We start from the raw sequence: 18,495 nt of genomic DNA, 5'->3' as shown, positions 1-18,495 counted from the left end.
CGGACAAAATAAATGATCACCTCATGAAAAAAATTTTACTTATAACATTACTTTTTTGTTTACCCTATGTAGGCTATAGTCAAATAGGGGTTTTCGAGAACTTTAATCAAGGTTTACCTCCTGGTTGGCAAGGAAATACAGGAGCAGGTAATTTTTTGGTTGATGACGTCGCTTCTTGTGAAGGGCAAAGTGCTAGAGTTACTTTAACGGGTTTCTTTCTTACAAATGCAGAATTGACATCTAAGAATATTGTAGGACAATCTAACGGAACTGAATTTACACTTAATTTTGATTATAAAGTGATTGATTCTCAAGACGAGTCTGCCTTTCCTGCTGGTTGGGGTACTGCCGAAGTGCAATACTCATTAGATAATGGTGCGACATGGACAACATTTGGAACAATAGATGATAACAACCACGTCGTTTCAGATGAATGTGCAGCTGCACCAGAATTTACAATCCCTGCTGCAGATTTAGCTGCTGGCTCTGATTTTAAATTACGTTGGCTTATTACTAAAAATGCTGATAACTTTAGGTTCTATATTGATAACGTTAGCGGATCACAAGTGCTTAACTCTCCACCTAACTGTACAGAACTTAATAATATTAATAACGGTCAGACAGATGTGAGCGTTACGACAGGCTTTTCATGGTCTGAGCCAGATGGATTGCCAGCTGGATATAAAATTAGCATTGGTACAACTTCAGGAGGTACTGATGTTGCTGATAATGTAGATGTTGGTCCGAGTTTAACTTATACACCAGCGAATACACTTGAATTTTCAACTGATTATTATGTAACAGTAATTGCTTATAACTCTGTAGGAGATGCTGTAGGTTGTAACGAAATTATGTTTACAACTGAAGATGATCCTTTTGATGTTGCAACAGAAATTGTACCTAACGAAGGTAACTTCTGTGTTGATATTGTTTCATCAACTTTAAACGGTACAAATGCTTCAAGCTTTGACGTGTCTTGTGGCGGCCCAGCTGTTCAAGAAGTTTGGTTTCAGTTTACAGCAACTTCAGATCAGCATATCGCAACTATTTTAAATGGTGGTTTTGCGATATCACATGCTGTATACGACGGTCAAACTTCACAAGAATTATTCTGTAGTGAAGAGTTTGATAACTTAGGAAATAGTGATGCTGTCGTTATGACAGACCTAACAATAGGAAACACATATTATATACGTGTTTTTTCTGATTCGGTTTCTAACTCAGATTTTGATTTGTGTTTAACAACACCACAATTTGGTGAAGACAACGAAACTTGTGCTGATGCTGCCCCTTTCTGTGCACCATATGATGATGATGGAAATGCTGAGCCATTAGTTTTTCCTAATGGTTACTTTTATTTAAATGAAACTGTTTCAGAAGATGGCCCTGATTACGGATGTCTATATTCTCAGCCAAACCCAGCGTGGTACTTTGTTCAAATTCAAGAATCTGGTAATATTTCATTTAATATTACACAAAACACAGCTTTTGATGGTGATGGTAACCCAATTGGTGATGGTCTTGATGTTGACTTTATAGCTTACGGACCATTTGATGATCCTGAAGGGCAGTGTGGCGCAGCATTAGATAGCTCGGTTGAGGTTGATTGTAGTTACTCAGCAGAGCCAGTTGAAGATTTTACGATTAACAATGCACAAGAAGGAGAATATTATTTAGTGTTAATTACCAACTATAACCAATCACCAGGTTATATTAGTTTTGGTCAAACTAACTTTGGTGATTCTGGCGCTGGATCAACAAACTGTGATTTAGTCTTCAATAGCACTGTGAAAGGCTGTCCTGGAGAAACAGTGACATTAACTTCAGAGTTTATTGATGAGCATGAAGCTTTTCAATGGTCATACTATGATGGAGCTACAGATTCTTATATCCCTATTAACGGGGCTTCATCAGCAGTTTATGAAGTAACTGAATCAGGAGAGTATTTACTTCAAAGTTATGATGAGGATACAAATTATACTGAGGAGAGAGAATATTTTACAGTTGAATTTCAGCCAGAGCCAGATGTTACGGTTCCAGCTAATATGAGTCTTTGTGACGGTGAAACCTTAATATTAGATGCAACTTTAGGAAATGTATCAGATTATAATGAGGTTAACTATCAGTGGATGCTTGATGGAAATGATATAGCTGGTGAAACTTCATCAACTTTAAATATTAGTGAAGATGGTGATTACTCTGTACTTATTGAAACAATAAATTCTTCAGCAACAAGTAATCCACATATCTGTGAAACCTTGATCGAATTTCCAGTTCAAGGCGGAGATTTCATTGTTGATATAGGTCAAGATGAAACATTCTGTGATGCAGGAACGCAAACAATCACTGCTACAATCACAGATGGTGATGCTGTAAACGCAACTTACTTATGGTCAACTGGCGAAACAACAGAATCTATTGATGTCTCAACTTCGGGGGTCTATGAAGTAAAGGTTACAATTGATGGATGTTCAGTAACCGAAAGTGTTGAATATATCTTTAACGAATCACCGGTTGTTGATTTAGGTGAAACAAATATTGTATCCTGTGATATCACTACAGAAGTGATTGATGCAACACCATCTAACTATACTGATGCAGGAGTGACTTATGAGTGGTACTTAGATGGCTCTTTAATTACCAGTGAAACAACAGCGACTTTATCTCCATCTTCTTATGGAGAGTACAAAGTAATTGTGACGCCAAACGGTACAAACTGTGCCTTTGAAGGTACTGTAGCAATTCTAGAAAGAGATGATTTAGGTGTAGAAATCACATCATCTTTAGATCCGAATATGATGCTTAATTACTGTGAGGATAATACAGGAAATCCTGTAATGCCAGAGTATGAGAGTGTTTTAACAGCAGAGTTAATCAATGCTGATGAATCAGAAGTCACTTACAAATGGTTTAAAAACGGAAATGAGATTAGCGGTGAAACATCATCAACAATTACAGTAACTTACCAAAATGATGGTGTTTATACTGATGATTATACGGTAGAAATAAGTATCCAAACTTGTACTGCAACAAGCAGTGCTCTTACAACTAATGTTGAAATTTCACCATATGAGAATGCGGGATGTAAAATTACACAAGGTTTATCGCCAGATGAAACACCTGGTGAAAATGATAAATTAGATTTAGCTTTCCTTAACGATAGGTCTGGTATCGAAAGTTTAGAGGTTTTTGACAGAAATGGAAGATCAGTATTTTCTCAAAACAACTATGTTGATGAGTTTAACGGTCAGAATAATGATGGAGATAAACTTGTGGGAGGTACATACTTCTATGTGATTAAACTTAAGAAACAAGATCCAGTTTTTGGAAACGAAAAGAAAGGTTGGATTTACATTAAGCGTAAATAAAAACATATAAATAAGCTCTCGTTTTCAATAATGGGAGCTTCTTTAAAACTTACTCATAAAATTAAATTTAGACACACATGAAAAAATTTTATATACTAACAGTCGTGCTTGCAGCGATGCTGTTTAGTAAGCAATCAAATGCGCAACAAGACCCTCAGTATACTCAGTACATGTATAATATGAATGTGTTGAATCCAGCCTATGCAGGTTCAAAAGAGAGTCTGTCAATAGGTCTACTTTACAGAGATCAATGGTCTGGTATTGATGGTGCACCACAAACATTTACATTTGCTGCACATTCACCTGTAGGCAATGGTTTAGGTTTAGGTATATCTGGAGTTCAAGATCAAATAGGACCTGTTGAAGAAACAAATGTTTATGCAGATATTTCTTATACAATCGATTTAGATGCAAAACACAAACTTGCCTTTGGAATTAAAGCAGGTGCAACATTTCAGGATATTGGCTTTATTGATTTAGCGCAACAAAATGATGCAGCTTTTGAACCAAATATTTCTGAATCTTTTGCAAATTTAGGCGCAGGACTTTTCTTTTATTCAGATAAATATTATCTAGGCTTGTCTGTGCCAAATTTTCTCTCTGAAACTTATTTAGATAAAAATGGGCGTGGCTTTGGGACACAAGAGCAACACTATTTTGTGACGGCTGGTTATGTTTTTGATATAAATGAAAACATTAAATTCAAACCATCGACATTAGTTAAAACGGAGTTTAGCTCATACGTCTCTTTTGATGTCAATGCAAACTTCTTGTTTTATGATAGATTTGAAATAGGCGCATCATACCGCTATGAAGATGCAGTGAGTGGTTTAATGAGTGTAAAAGCAACCGATTGGTTACAATTAGGCTTTGCTTACGATTCATCGACTAATGACTTGAACGAGCCTTCTTATGAAGCTTTCGTTATTTTCGATATTTTCTTCAAGAAGAAAACATTCATTTCACCTCGATACTTCTAAAACATAAGATATTACAACTATGAAAACATTATACATATATTTATTGAGTTTTGTTGTTTGTACAACAGCTTTACATGCTCAAAACAAAAACACTAAAAAAGGTGATAAACACTTTGATAGACTTGAGTTTGTCGATGCGATAAAGGATTATGAAAAGCTCATCAAAAAAGGAAAAGCTGATGCTTACGTTTATAAACAATTAGCGATTTCAAACTATAAAATTTACAAAACAAAAAAAGCTGAAACTTATTACAAGCGTTATTTGAAAATGGATAAAAACGCTTCAGCTAAGGATCACCTAGCATACGCGCAAACGCTTTTGGCTAATGAAAAGTTAGATGAGTTTAAATCTGCAATGCGAAAATTTGCTCAAATGGATCCTCAGGACGATAGAGCTAAAGCATTTAAACAGAATCCAGATTATGTTTCCAAATTATTATTTATGGAACCAAAATTTGAGATTGGAAAATCAGATTTAAGTTCAAACGTTTCTGATTTTGGTGCTTATGAGCATGACGGTAAACTTTACTTTGTTTCTGCTAGAAATAAATCAAGAAGAACTTATGGTTGGAATGATCAACCAACACTTGATGTTTTTGTTGCGCAAAATGTTGGTGGAACTTTTAAAGATGAAACAGGAATTGAAGGTGATGTCAATTCTAAATTTCACGAAGGGACAATTGCGATTACCAATGATGGTAAAACGATGTACTTTACACGTAATGATTATGTTGATGGTGATTATGAAAAAGATGAAGAAGGTATAAACCAACTGAAGCTTTTTATGGCAACCAAAAGAAATAACGAGTGGGTTGATGTCAAGCCTTTACCGTTCAACAGTTCTGAATATTCAACAGGTCATCCAGCTTTAAGCCCAGATAACAAAACGCTTTACTTTTCAAGTGATCGTCCAGGTGGTCAAGGTCAATCAGATCTTTATAAGGTAGAAGTTAAAGGAAAAGGAAAATTTGGTGAGCCTAAAAATTTGGGAGACAAAATCAACACGCCAGGTCGTGAAAGCTTCCCATTTGTTGATGCTGATGACAAACTTTATTTCTCAAGTGATGGACATTTAGGAATTGGTGGTCTTGATGTGTTTTATACAACAATCAAAAATGGACAAATGGATGAACCACGTAACATTGGTAAGCCAATTAATTCTTCAGCTGATGATTTTGCATTTACTTTTAAATCTTCAATGAAGTCAGGTTACTTTGCTTCTAATAGAGGAAATGATCCATTAAATGATAACATTTATTTTGCAGAATTAATAGAGCCATTAGACCAAACAGAAGTTATTGTCACTGTACTTAATGAAGATACAAATGAGCCAGTTGTCAAAGCTGAAGTTATTATCTATGATGAAGATGAAAGCGAGATTGATGCTTTAAAAACTGATTTAGCAGGTGAGGCAAACACAATTGTATTGTCTAGCATGGATTATGATATTCAGGTGAATAAAAAAGATTTCGAAAGTTCGTCTAAGCGTATTTCAGCTGAAGGAGAGCAAATGATGGTTGAAGTTATGTTGACTCCAATTGAAGAAATCATTAAAGAACGTTCAATTTCTTTAGAAAATACTTTCTTTGAATTTGACAGTGCAAAGATTCGTCCAGAAGCAGCTTTAGAATTGGATAATGTTGCTGAGGTTATGAAAAAATACGATGATATCCGTATCAAAATTACGAGTCATACTGACCGAAGAGGTCGAGCAGAATACAACAAAACTTTATCAGAAGCGCGTGCAAAAAGCACAATCGATTACTTAGTTTCAAAAGGAATTGATGCGTCACGTTTAGAAGGAGAAGGAAGAGGAGAAGAAGATCTTTTAGTTGACTGTGGAAGCAACTGTACTGAAGATGATCATAGAAAAAACAGACGCTCAGAGTTTAAGATTATTGAGTAAACACAATTAAGTTTAAATTTTATCAGAGCCCCAGTCTTTTCATAAGATTGGGGCTTTTGTTTTAAATGTATTATATTTATTGATCTTTAATCATCATATATCTATGTCTAAACGCACATGTCAAGAATGTGAAGAACCAATATCTGGCCGAAGTGATAAGCGCTTTTGCTCTGATTATTGCAGAAATGCTTTTAACAACAGACATAACCGTGATAGCACGAATCTGATTAGAAATACAAATAACCAGTTGCGAAAAAATTATCGTATTCTTCAAAAATACAATCCTGATAAAAAAATAAGTGTCCCAAAATCTAAATTATTAAGGGACGGATTTGATTTTACGCTTTATACAAGTACTTATCAAACCAAAAAAGGACATATCTATTACTTTGTTTACGATCAAGGTTACTTACCTATCAATAATGATTATCTGTCATTAGTTAAAAGAGATTAGAATGCGTACTTTTTTAGATTTCTTGTCTTTTATTTTTCTTGTTCTTATTGTTTGGTTAAGTTTCGGTTTACTCACTCCCAAACCTGAGAATAACTCTCAAAACACAAAGCATTTTTCTATTGAAAAAGCTAAAAATCATGTTAGGGGAATTGCTAAAAAGCCCCATTTTGTTGGTTCTGATGAACATTCGAAAGTCAGGAATTACATTTTAAATGAACTGTATAACTTAGATATTTCTACGCACACACAGCAAGGGGTGAGTTTAAATAAAGATGCTGTTTTTACAATTCCCGAAAATATTGTTGCGCATATTTCTGGGACAGGTCAAGCACAAAAATCTCTCCTTATTTTATCGCATTACGACTCTGCGCCGCATTCATCATACGGTGCGAGCGATGATGCTTCTGGAGTTGCAGTGATTTTAGAATGGCTGAGAATTATTAAAGAGGAAAAACAGACTTTTAAAAACGACATCATTGTTTTATTTTCTGATGCCGAAGAATTAGGCCTGAATGGCGCTCAACTTTTTGTTGAAAAACATCCTTTAGCAAAAGATGTTGGTTTGGTTCTCAATTTTGAAGCTAGAGGGAGTGGAGGGCCAAGTAATATGATTTTAGAAACCAATCATGGTAATGCAAATCTCATCAAGGATTTTTCTAAAATTAAAATGAATCAACCGCTCACAAATTCATTGATGTATAGCGTTTATAAACTTTTGCCCAATGATACTGATGCGACAGTTTTTAGAGAAAAATCTGATATACCAAGTTTCTTTTTTGCTTTTATCGATGATCATTTTGATTACCATACGGCTTTAGACAAACCTGAAAACTTGAATGATGAAAGCCTTTTGCATCAATTTCAATACTTACAAGTAAGTATTAATCAATTCGGCAACTCAGATCTGGAGCAATTATTAGTTGAAGATGATCACGCCTATTTCAGTTTGCCTTATATTGGTATCATTCATTTTGACTATTTCTGGGCTTGGCCTTTGTTTGCTTGTGCAATTGTGTTATACATTTTTTTGATTTTTCAAGGCAGAAAAATTAAAAGATTGAGGTGGAGATCGTTTCTGAAGTTTACTTTTATTTGGCTAACAATCCTCGTTGCTGTTAGCGGTTTACTTTATGGTCTCTGGCAGCTCATATTAATAATATATCCAGAGTATTCTGAGATTTTACATGGTTTTACATACAACGGACATGATTATATTTTTGGCTTTAGTTTACTGACAATTGCAATTTTATTATTTGTTTTTTATAGATTTTCAAGACGAAGCATTGTCAATGAAGTGACTTTGTCTGGACTATTCTTATGGTTGATGCTGATTTTTTTTATCAATATTTATTTAAAAGGTGCCACCTTTTTCATTATCCCACTGCTCATTTCACAGCTCATATTACTCGTTGATATGATGAGGTTTAAATTAAAAGGCGTTTTAAAAAATTTATTAGCCATTCCTGTTATCTCCATATTATCTCAATATGTTTTATTTTTTCCTGTCGGTTTAGGCTTAGAAATGTTGATGTTAAGCGGCTTTTTTATCATCTTAATTTTCATATTAATCTATCCAATTCTTCATTCTTATAATTTTAAAAAGATACTTTCTGTTGTGTTCTTGATAGGAGGGTTTTTCTTTCTAGTAAAAGCACATTTCAATTCCAGTTTCACAGAAAGTCAACCGAAACCTAATTCGCTGATTTATCACGCCGATTTAGATGAACAAAAAGCTTATTGGCATACTTATGATAACATTTTAGATGAATGGACTTCACCTTATTTTAAAGATATTTTGAACGATGAGAATAAGCCTTTGATTCAGAGCAAGTACAATTCTTTATATAAGTACACGGCAAATGCTGAATTTTTAAACTTTCCTTCCGCCCAGACTTCTATTGAAAAGCTAAAAAATAAAAATGGTATCGTAAATTATCAGCTTAAAATAAAACCTTCAGAAAGTACAAAGCGACTTATTGTTTCAATGAATAAGAGTGTGAATTTTGAAAATTTTTCTGTCAATGAGGAGATAATTCCTTTTAAAAATCCTGCTTTTATTCATCCTTTTTATAATAGAAATAAATCAACTTTAATCGATTATTATGTTGTTCAAAATGAAGCTTTGGAACTTAACTTTAGTTTAAAAGAGAATTTGCATCCAGATTTATATATTCGTCAAATTAATTATGATTTGCTTGATAACGCGCAGCTTAAAGTATCGAAAAGGTCGAATTGGATGATGCCAAAACCTTTTGTGATTAATGACGCAATCATGACAACGCAAAAAATAAAAATACAATGAAAATTGGTGTTTTAGGATGCGGTTGGCTTGGCTTACCGTTAGCTACGCATTTAAAAAACAAAAAAAATCAAGTCTCAGGAACTACGACACGTCAAGAAAAGTTGAGCCTTATTGAAAAAGAAGGAGTCAAAGCTTTTCAAATTCAAATTTCACCCAAAGAAATTAAAGGCGATATAGAGTTGTTTTTGAGTAATCTTGATGTGTTAATTATTGATTTTCCTCCACGAATAAGATCGAGATCAGCAGATTTATTTTTAAACGAAATCAATCAGTTGCTTCGTGAATTAAGCAAATATAATAAGCTTCAGAAAATTGTTTATATCAGCTCTACTTCAGTTTTTAGAGATACATCGCACTTTAAAGTTTATGATGAAGCTTATTTGTTTTCAGAATTTGAAAAAAAAGATAATCCCTTACTCAAAGCTGAAAATATGCTTCTCGAAAATTTAGGTAGAAAGCTCAAAATATTAAGATGCGGAGGATTGATAGGTCCTGACCGACATCCTATAAAATATTTAGCAGGACGCACAAACCTGCCTAATCCTGATGCGCCAGTTAATATGAGTTATCAAAAAGATGTCATTTCAATTTGTCAGGAACTAATCAATAATTTTGATAAACTCGAAAATTATATTTTCCATGCTGTTCATCCTGAAGAAATATCCAGAAAAGAATTTTATCAAAAAGCAGCACAAGATTTTTCATTAGATACACCCAAATTTGATCATCAAAGCAAGCAAGTGGGAAAACGAATTTTGTCAACGCATACTTTAGATCAATTAAATATAGAAATGAATTAAGCGTTTGATACTTCTATGAAATAAAACGACCTAAAGTTGATAAGAACTTTAGGTCATTTTTAGTTTAAAGGATAAGTAAAAGTGATTCTAGCCGTTATGCGCAACAACTTCACTCACAGAATCGCCAAGCATTTCTTTTAGCATAGTTTCGATTCCGTTTTTTAAAGTAATAGTTGACGAAGGGCAACCGCTACAAGCACCTTGCAGAATCACTTCAACTTGTTTAGAGTTTTTATCATAATTTTTAAATGCGATATTACCACCATCACTAGCAACAGCTGGTTTAATATATTCATCTAAAATTTCAACGATTTTTTTAGAAATATCATCAAGTTTGCTGACGTCTATTTGAGGCGCAGAACTACTTTTTTCTTCTGAATTTTTTGAAGAGACAGCACCAGTTCTAACTATATCGCCACCATCCTCAATATAAGTTCTGATAAATTCACGTAACTCTAAAGTGACATCATCCCATTCAGCCATATCATATTTTTGAATTGAGATGTAATTAGAATCAACAAAAACTTCTTTAACAAACGGGAAATGGAAAAGTTTTTCAATCATTGGCGCGTTTTCTGTTTCGTCAATGTTCTTGAACTCTGCCATTTCGATGACCAACTTTTTATTAGCCACAAACTTCATTACCGCAGGGTTAGGTGTGCTTTCTGCATAAACTGTAACAGGCACTTTTTTCTTGTCATTTTCAACCTCTTTAACGACTACTTCTTGGCCTGATTCTAAAAACTCTTTTATGAGGTCTGCCACATCGTTTTTAACATCGTCCCATTCAGCAATATTGTACTTTTCTACGCCAATATAGTTTTGAGAAATGAATACTGTTTTAACAAATGGAAGATAGAAAAGTTTAGTGGCTAATGGAGAAATTTGAGCTTCTTCTATGTTTTTAAATTCAAAGGAATTGTTTTTGGTTAAAAAAACGTTAACTTCGAATTTGAAAATTGTAGGTTTATTTGTAGGTTTGGCATCAACTGTAAATGATTGCATATTTATAACATTTTTATTTGCAAAATTACAAAATAAAGCCATCCTGACCTGCGATATAAGAAATTGTTTATGATGAAAAAATTATTATTTTTTTTACTGATTTTAGCTGTGTTTCCTGTTTTTTCGCAGGAAATAATTATGACAGATGGTGAAATCACACCGACTGATTCAGGGACTTTTTATGATTCAGGTGGTCCAAATGGAGGAATACAGCAAGGAACATTCACACATACTATTTGTCCTGAAACAGATGGAAAACTTCTTGTGGCTAGATTCTCTGAGTTTGTATTAGGTCCGTCAAACTTGACAATATACGATGGAGATCTTACTGACGATCCTGAAATACCTGAAATAGGCGTATATACAGGCGGTGGATTTACAGGTGATAATGCTGAATTAGAATCAGTGACTGCCAGCGATGACAACCCGACAGGTTGTTTGACATTTGTTTTTTCCTCTCCCATTTCTAACGATGATTTGGGCTGGGAAGCCGAACTTGATATCAGAGATCCTTGTCAGACTTATGACATGGGAATTAGCACTGGCTTTGATAATACCCAAAATGTTGCTTTTGATGAGCAACTTGATTTTTTTGCAGACGTTACACCTTCATCAGGTATATATGATAACTTAACTTATACTTGGGATTTTGGTGATGGAACTCCTCATGTGCAAGGTGCAAATGTCACCCACTCTTACAATGAAATAGGGACTTTTATAGTGACTATAACTGTTGAAGATGAATTCGGTTGCGCTGGAACGCCTTTTACAATAAACGTCACGACTGAAGCGCGTTATATTTCTGTTGAAGCAGGTTATCCTTATGATAATTATTCGGCATCAACTCAGTTTGATGTTGTCACACCAAATACAGGTCAAAATAAAACGATTACTTCAACTGAAGATCTTGTTAAAGATATCTTGGTTGATAATGATTGTGCAATTCTTGATAATATTATTTTCTCAGGTAATCCTAATGCTGCGAGTATTGGTTATTTTAATAGAAATAATTCTAGTTTTGGTATTGATGAAGGAATTGTGATTACAACAGGTGTTGCATCTAATTCCCCAGGGCCACACGACGATCCTATAAGTGATGGTTCCTGGGCAGGTGATTCTGATTTAGAAAATGCAGTTCCAGACTTGGAACCAGACAACTCAAATGATGCCTCTATCTTAGAGTTTGATTTTGTAGCGGCTTCAACAACTCTAAATTTTGATTTTGTTTTTGCTTCTGAAGAATATGGAACTCATCAATGTTATTATTCTGATTCTTTTGCTTTCTTATTAACAAATCTAGAAACTGGAGAAACACAAAACATAGCTGTTGTTCCAGGAACAAATGATCCGATATCGGTGACATCAATTAGAGATGATGAATATAACACTGGATGTAATTCCCAAAATGTTGAATATTTTGATGCTTACTACGGATTATTAGGTGCTGATGGAGTTGCTGATCCAATCGCTTATAGAGGTTATACAGTTGTGATGACAGCTGAAGCTGATTTAATCGTTGATACCCAGTACCATATCAAAATGGTGATTGCTGATCGTGGTGATTCTATCTTGGATTCAGCGATCTTTTTATCAGCCGGAACTTTTGATTTTGGAACTTTAGATTTAGGTGATGATATTCTTTTGGGAAGTGATGAAGCGGCTTGTGAAGGTGAAACAATTACTTTAGACTTAGACGTTTCATCAACAATCGATTTGCCTGATGATGTTGAAATTACATGGTTTAAAGATGATGAACTAATAGCAGGAGAGTCAGGCTTTACTCTTGATGTTTCTGAACCAGGCCTCTATGGTGTTAGTTATGATTTGGGTAATTGTGAATTAACTGCTGAGATACTTGTTGAGTTTTACCCAACACCAATTCCTGAACCAGCTCCAATTGATTTAACACAATGTGAGGGTAACCCTTTTGATTTGACGATTAATAGTCCAAATATGATTGATCCGGGAGATGATTTAAGCGACTTTCAAATTAAGTACTTTACAACTTTAGAAGATGCAGAAAATAATACAAACCCAATTACAAACCCAGATAACTTCACTTTTCAAGGGACAACAATGCCGATTTTTGCGCGTGCAGAAGGTTTTGTTTTAAATCAGTTAACGGGTTGTATTGAGATTGCTGAGTTTCAAATTACTTACCAAGATCTTGAAATCTCTGATGAATTAACCAATTTACGACAATGTAATGACTATTCAGTACCAGTATATTTTGATTTGACTAATATTGAAATTCCTGAAAATCTGAATGGACAAAACCCTAATAATCTTGTATTTAAATACTTTTTAACTCAAGATGATGCTGAAGCAGGAACAGACCCAATTTCGGATAATGATGTAGAAAATTATGAAGCTACTGAAGATACAGAAATTTTTGTAAGCGTATTAGACCCAAATACAGTTGGTTGTTTTGATACGGGCAGCTTTACCCTGAAAGTTGACAATGTTAGAATTGGCGATTTAACAACGACAGATGTTATTGAAGAGTGTCAAGATCCAAACACAGGAACAACAGTTTTTGATTTATCAGTAAAAACAGATCCTGCTTTAGATGAGCAAGATGCAAATGATTATAGCGTGTATTATTACTCATCAGAAGATGCAGCTTTAAATAATGATACCGATGCAGCAATTAATGATATACAGGCATATACAATAGCTATTTTAGGTCAAAAAACAATTTATGTGAATGTTGTTAATGATGAAAATACAAGCTGTTTCGAAACTTCTTCATTTCTTATAGAAGCTTTTGAAAAACCTCTTGTAGAAAACACAATTGATCTTGAAAAGTGTGGAGATTTCAGCTCAACACAAGAATTTGATTTAACACAAAATGAAACTGAAGTGATTGGTTCACAAACAGGAAATTATCAAGTTTCATATTATTTAACTGAAGCTGATGCAGCTGCTGGTAATAATAGTTTAACTTCTGCAGGAGAGGATGTCACAGCTTATTCTCCGATTAATGCAACACAAGATATATATGTTAGAATTGAAAACTCTAATTTAGAAAGCTGCTATTCAATAGGTAGCTTTCAGATTATTATTCATGATGTTGAAGTTGCTGCAGTTCAAGATATAGAATCATGTATAGACCCTGTATTAGGAACAGCAAATTATGATTTAACAATGGTAGAAGATTTAGCTTTAGGAAATAATCAAAGTTTAGATTCGCACCAAGTTAATTATTACAATCAAGCTGGAGATTTGATAAATACGCCAGAAGATTATAATATTAATGTTGAGGAATCTATAACAATTGAAATCTTAAATTCAAACAATACAACTTGTACAGCCACGTCAACCTTTGAGTTATTGATTACGCCTCAGCCAACAGTTTCTGTTGCACCAACTTTAGAAGTTTGTATAGACTTTGAAAATGATGCTAATTCTCAAGTTGATTTAACTGTTCAGGATGCATTTATCAATGCTAATGGAACTGGCGATGTAGTTGCTTACTATGCAACTGCTGCAGATTTTAATAATGAAAATCCTATTCAAAATCCAGGAGCCTATAATTTAGGGTCTTCTCAAAATGAAATTTTTGCAGCTGTCATCAATACAGCATCTAGTTGTCGTTCTGAAATGACAAGCTTTGCTCTTGATAATGTTATTCCGATTGTTGATATTTCTAATAATGATGGTAAATCAGTATGTTTAGACGAAAATGGTAACTTGGTGATTACGGAAACATCACCACCAAACATAGATACAGGTTTATCTGAAGTGGATTATGATTTCGAATGGCAATTGGATGGACAATTGATTCCAGGAGAAACTTCATCGAACATCACAGCTGAGCAACCAGGAGAGTATACAGTTATTGTTACAAATGCTTTATCAGGTATAGCCTGTGAGAATTCATCGACAGCAACAATTTTAGAAAGTGGACAAATAGACTTTGAACTCAATATTTTAACAGATGCCTTCCAAAATAATGAGCATGCTATTGGCGTTATAATAACTGATATAGGTTTGGGCGATTATGAGTTTAGATTAGATTACGGTGATTGGTTTGATCTTGAAGAAGGGCAAACTGAAATTATCTTTAATAATGTCGTGGGAGGTGAACATACAGTGACAGCTAGAGATAAATTTGGTTGTGGACTTGAAAAGAAAACAATAACCTTGATTGATTTCCCAGAATTTTTCACACCTAATGAAGATGGTTATAATGATACTTGGAATATCACAAATTTTGATCAACCAGATGCTGAAATTATAATTTATGATCGTTACGGTAAGCATATTTACACAATGACACCTGCTGGTATAGGTTGGGATGGTCGTTACCAAGGAGAATTACTACCATCTAATGATTATTGGTTTACAATTACTTATATTGAACCGCGAACAGAACAAACTAAAACATTTAAATCTCACTTTACATTAAAACGATAAGATGACAATACATAAAAACCCCTTTGTATTATTATTAATACTTTTTACAATCTCACTAACGGCACAAGAACGCGGACTACCGATTTATAAGGATTATTTAACTGATAACTATTATTTGATCCATCCTTCAATGGCAGGTGCTTCTTCTGAAAACAAAATTAGATTGACAGGTCGTCAGCAATGGTTCGATGTTGATGACGCACCAGCATTATACACTGCAAGTATTAATGGACGAATAGGGGAGAATGTAGGTGTAGGCGGAATTCTTTTTAAAGATTCAAATGGACGTTTTTCTCAACAAGGCGCATTGGCAACATTTGCTTATCATATTCCTTTTTCTAATGTTAACGAAAAAGCGAATATTTTATCCTTTGGAATGAATCTTGGCTTTTCTCAAGAAAAGTTGGATGAATCAGATTTGAGCAATATAGAAAATCCTGATCCTATTATTACAGGTGTTGAGCAAACAGATGCTTATTTTAATTTAGACTTTGGCTTATCATATTTATATGGAGAGTTTTTTCTACATGCGACTGTTAAAAATATCATGCCGCAAGAGAGAAAGATATTTACTGATGTTTACGAAACTGATAATCAAAGACAATATTTAGCTTCTTTTGGTTATACGTTTAATAGAGATTTATCAAAATGGTCATTTGAGCCTTCTTTGATGTACCATTACAAAGATGAAACTGCTGAATCTAACATAGATGTTAACTTCAAAGCCTATTATATGACGCCTTTTGGCAACTTCTGGGGCGGATTATCATACAGAAGAGCAATAGATGCAGCCGAGTTTAATAACGCCTCTGGTGAGGTTGAAACCGCAGATAATTACCAAAATTTATCTCCATTTGTTGGTGTAACTTATGATCGTTTTATGTTTGCTTATATGTACACATATCAAGCGAATTCAGTTGTTCTTTCAAATTCTGGATTTCATCAAATCACTTTGGGTATCAACTTTGGAGAAAATAAAAGACGTTATAAATGTAACTGTCCATTCTTGAAATAAGAATTAGAAATCTAAAAACTGACAATTGACTTTAGTCTGGTTTTTAAAAATCTGATCAATAACTTTTAAATTGTTGGCATTTGTATAAATGTCAACAATTTGTTTTTTAGGCTCATCTTGAAGAATTTTATTATCAATCAGAATTCTTTTTGTCTGTTTAGCAACAGCATAACCTGAATCTATGATTTTAATACCAGGTAATAAAATTTTTAAATCTTTTTTAATGTAAGGATAATGAGTGCAGCCTAAAACCAAGCAATCAATTGCATTGTCTTTAAATATGTCAACTTGTTTTTTTAAGTTTTTCTGAAAATCTTTATTTTCTGTCTCTCCATTTTCTACAGCCTCAACGATTCCTTTTCCTTCAACTTCGGTGATGTTAATATCTTTTTTAAAGAGTTCTGAAGCCTTTTCAAACAAAGCACTACTCAGTGTTCCTTTTGTTGCTAAAATTCCAATACTTTTAGATTTTGTTTGTAAAGCTGCGGGTTTAATAGCAGGTTCAATCCCGATAAATGGAAGTTGGTGACTTTCTCGTAGTATAGAAATCGCGTTTGTCGTTGCTGTATTGCAAGCGACGACAATAAGTTTTACTTTCTTAGAAATTAGATGTGTTGTGTTTTTTTGACTGAGTTTAATGATTTCATCAACTGGTTTTGTGCCATAAGGTGCATTTTTACTATCTGCTAAATAGATAAAGCGCTCATGAGGTAAAGCTTTCATCAATTCCTTTAAAATTGATGTGCCACCAACACCAGAATCAAATACACCAATGGGAAAATCTTTTATTGACACAATTGTTTAAGTTTCGTATAAAAATAAAAAATGACCAAGATTATTGGTCATTTTTATAATAAGATTATGTGTAAAATTTAATTACTCTCCGATTGCTGCTTTAGCATCGTCCATTAAATCGTAACCATCAGCCATCAAAACACCAGCTCCTGTTGAAGAGTCAAAAACATACTCGTAACCTTTTTCACGAGCAACTTGTTGAATCACTTCTCTTGCTTTTTCAAGAACAGGTCTTAAAAGCTCTTCTCTTTTCTTTTGGATTTCTTGACTAGCAGTTTGTTGGTATTCACGGATTGACTGCTCCATCTCTTGCAATTCCATCGCTCTTTTTTCATTTTCCTCACGCGTTACCGTTTCAGCTTCAGATTGATATTGTTGATTTTTTTTCTGAGCTTCTTTAAGTGTCGCATCAATATCGCTACGGTAGCTTTGTTCTAATTTTTGTAATTGAGACATCGCATTGTTGTAGCTTGGTAAATTTTCAATAAATTCTTGAGCGTTGATGTGTGCAACTTTAGATTGTGCTTGCGTTGTTGCTGCGAAACCTAAACTTAAGGTCAATGTCAATGCAATTAATATTGATTTGATTTTGTTCATTTTTTTAGTTTTTAAATTATTGTTTATTTAGTATTAATCGTTTTCTCTGGCTTTTTTTATCGAATCTCTTTCTCTCTGTCTTTCTGCTCTTTGCTTTAATATTTTCTGCCTTCTTTCTTCAAATTTTCTTTCTCTATCAGCGCGAAGTGAATCTACTTTTCTCTGGCGCTCACTCATAATATCTTCTCTCTCTTGCTTCTTCTTTTCTTTAGCGGCTTCTCTTTCTGCTTCTTTCTTTTCGTCTTGCTCTGCTTTCTCAACAGATTTGTACTGATCTAATTCTTCTAAAACTTCTTCAGTATCTTTATTACCACGTGCATTGATCTGAATCATTTTTAAAACAACATCGCTTAAATCATGTCTCTTTGCAGAGAATAACATGAGAGCATCAGCTGAATTTTCAAAGATAAAATCATAGTTTCTGCTATCACCAATATCTTGTATTGCGTTGAAAACTTGATCTTGAATAGGTTGAATTAATTGTCTCTTTTGAGTGATATACTTTCCTTCAACACCAAATTTATCATTTCTATACGCTAGAAGTTCATCTTCAAGAAAACTTATCTCATCTTCTAACTCCTCAATGAGTTGAGGTGTCAACAAAGGTCTTTCAGCATTTAATTCTTCTTTTAACTGATCGATTTTTTGTTGCTTTTTTGCAATGTCAGTTTTCCATTTCTGAACACGCTGATTGAGATTATCTTGAGACTGCCTGTACTCAGGAACTTGCTCTAAGATATAATCCATGTCAACGTAAGCAATTTTGTTTCCGCGTTGTGCGGTTACCGCTATGCTAATCAAAGTGAAAAGCAATAAATATAAGAACTTGTTTTGTTTATAAGAAAAAACCATGC

At 33.9% G+C, this 18,495-nt stretch carries 12 protein-coding genes; 8 read left to right on the top strand and 4 right to left on the bottom strand.

The features are described 5' to 3' along the window. Window positions 1-23 precede the first annotated feature (23 nt). From BLV84_RS01100 to BLV84_RS01075, 6 genes are all read left to right on the top strand, one after another. A complete protein-coding gene (locus tag BLV84_RS01100; protein WP_093238205.1) occupies window positions 24-3,368 on the top strand; it encodes a T9SS type B sorting domain-containing protein in 3,345 nt (1,114 codons plus the stop codon). A 77-nt stretch (window positions 3,369-3,445) separates the two neighbouring features. Further along, entirely contained in the window at window positions 3,446-4,348 is a 903-nt protein-coding gene (locus BLV84_RS01095; protein WP_093238203.1) for a PorP/SprF family type IX secretion system membrane protein, read from the top strand. A 19-nt stretch (window positions 4,349-4,367) separates the two neighbouring features. Beyond that, window positions 4,368-6,254 carry an OmpA family protein gene (locus BLV84_RS01090; RefSeq protein WP_093238200.1) on the top strand — a complete coding sequence of 629 codons (1,887 nt, stop codon included), beginning with the start codon at window positions 4,368-4,370 and terminating at the stop codon, window positions 6,252-6,254. Between the two features lie 103 nt (window positions 6,255-6,357). Then, a complete protein-coding gene (locus tag BLV84_RS01085; protein ID WP_093238197.1) occupies window positions 6,358-6,708 on the top strand; it encodes a hypothetical protein in 351 nt (116 codons plus the stop codon). A gap of 1 nt (window position 6,709) precedes the next feature. After that, window positions 6,710-9,010 (top strand): M20/M25/M40 family metallo-hydrolase, encoded by a 2,301-nt coding sequence (locus tag BLV84_RS01080; protein ID WP_093238194.1) that lies wholly within the window; start codon window positions 6,710-6,712, stop codon window positions 9,008-9,010. After that, window positions 9,007-9,810, top strand: a complete 804-nt coding sequence (locus BLV84_RS01075) for a Rossmann-fold NAD(P)-binding domain-containing protein (RefSeq protein WP_093238191.1) — start codon at window positions 9,007-9,009, stop codon at window positions 9,808-9,810. Before BLV84_RS01080 ends, BLV84_RS01075 begins: the two co-directional genes overlap by 4 nt. 87 nt (window positions 9,811-9,897) lie before the next feature. Here BLV84_RS01075 and BLV84_RS01070 read toward each other — a convergent pair whose 3' ends face one another. Next, window positions 9,898-10,815 carry a NifU family protein gene (locus tag BLV84_RS01070; protein ID WP_093238765.1) on the bottom strand — a complete coding sequence of 306 codons (918 nt, stop codon included), beginning with the start codon at window positions 10,813-10,815 and terminating at the stop codon, window positions 9,898-9,900. Between the two features lie 72 nt (window positions 10,816-10,887). Between BLV84_RS01070 and BLV84_RS01065 the strand changes: the two genes are divergently transcribed. Next, a complete protein-coding gene (locus BLV84_RS01065; RefSeq protein ID WP_159429375.1) occupies window positions 10,888-15,234 on the top strand; it encodes a choice-of-anchor L domain-containing protein in 4,347 nt (1,448 codons plus the stop codon). A 1-nt stretch (window position 15,235) separates the two neighbouring features. Further along, window positions 15,236-16,249: a PorP/SprF family type IX secretion system membrane protein gene (locus tag BLV84_RS01060; protein WP_093238185.1), complete on the top strand. Its 1,014-nt coding sequence runs from the start codon at window positions 15,236-15,238 to the stop codon at window positions 16,247-16,249. A gap of 3 nt (window positions 16,250-16,252) precedes the next feature. Here the strand turns inward: BLV84_RS01060 and murI are convergent, their stop codons facing one another. The 3 genes from murI to BLV84_RS01045 all read right to left on the bottom strand — a co-directional run bounded on the left by murI (window position 16,253) and on the right by BLV84_RS01045 (window position 18,493). Continuing rightward, complete coding sequence (gene murI, locus BLV84_RS01055; protein WP_394330487.1) at window positions 16,253-17,044, bottom strand: glutamate racemase; 792 nt, start codon at window positions 17,042-17,044, stop codon at window positions 16,253-16,255. An 81-nt stretch (window positions 17,045-17,125) separates the two neighbouring features. Further along, the gene (locus tag BLV84_RS01050; RefSeq protein WP_093238182.1) at window positions 17,126-17,641 is read right to left on the bottom strand and encodes an OmpH/Skp family outer membrane protein; all 516 of its coding nucleotides are present in this window, start codon (window positions 17,639-17,641) and stop codon (window positions 17,126-17,128) included. Between the two features lie 33 nt (window positions 17,642-17,674). Further along, window positions 17,675-18,493 (bottom strand): OmpH/Skp family outer membrane protein, encoded by an 819-nt coding sequence (locus BLV84_RS01045; protein WP_093238179.1) that lies wholly within the window; start codon window positions 18,491-18,493, stop codon window positions 17,675-17,677. Window positions 18,494-18,495 lie beyond the last annotated feature (2 nt).

This window comes from Psychroflexus halocasei, from assembly GCF_900107595.1.
GTDB lineage: Bacteria > Bacteroidota > Bacteroidia > Flavobacteriales > Flavobacteriaceae > Psychroflexus > Psychroflexus halocasei.
The sequence above is the reverse complement of the archived record's forward strand: the minus strand, read 5'-3'. Positions and strand labels throughout refer to the sequence as shown.

Coding starts and splice junctions, on each gene's coding strand:
- BLV84_RS01095 (WP_093238203.1), top strand. CDS start 3,446: ATGAAAAAATTTTATATACTAACAGTCGTGCTTGCAGCGATGCTGTTT.
- BLV84_RS01080 (WP_093238194.1), top strand. CDS start 6,710: ATGCGTACTTTTTTAGATTTCTTGTCTTTTATTTTTCTTGTTCTTATT.
- BLV84_RS01045 (WP_093238179.1), bottom strand. CDS start 18,493: ATGGTTTTTTCTTATAAACAAAACAAGTTCTTATATTTATTGCTTTTC.
- BLV84_RS01070 (WP_093238765.1), bottom strand. CDS start 10,815: ATGCAATCATTTACAGTTGATGCCAAACCTACAAATAAACCTACAATT.
- BLV84_RS01085 (WP_093238197.1), top strand. CDS start 6,358: ATGTCTAAACGCACATGTCAAGAATGTGAAGAACCAATATCTGGCCGA.
- BLV84_RS01065 (WP_159429375.1), top strand. CDS start 10,888: ATGAAAAAATTATTATTTTTTTTACTGATTTTAGCTGTGTTTCCTGTT.
- BLV84_RS01100 (WP_093238205.1), top strand. CDS start 24: ATGAAAAAAATTTTACTTATAACATTACTTTTTTGTTTACCCTATGTA.
- BLV84_RS01050 (WP_093238182.1), bottom strand. CDS start 17,641: ATGAACAAAATCAAATCAATATTAATTGCATTGACATTGACCTTAAGT.
- BLV84_RS01075 (WP_093238191.1), top strand. CDS start 9,007: ATGAAAATTGGTGTTTTAGGATGCGGTTGGCTTGGCTTACCGTTAGCT.
- BLV84_RS01060 (WP_093238185.1), top strand. CDS start 15,236: ATGACAATACATAAAAACCCCTTTGTATTATTATTAATACTTTTTACA.
- BLV84_RS01090 (WP_093238200.1), top strand. CDS start 4,368: ATGAAAACATTATACATATATTTATTGAGTTTTGTTGTTTGTACAACA.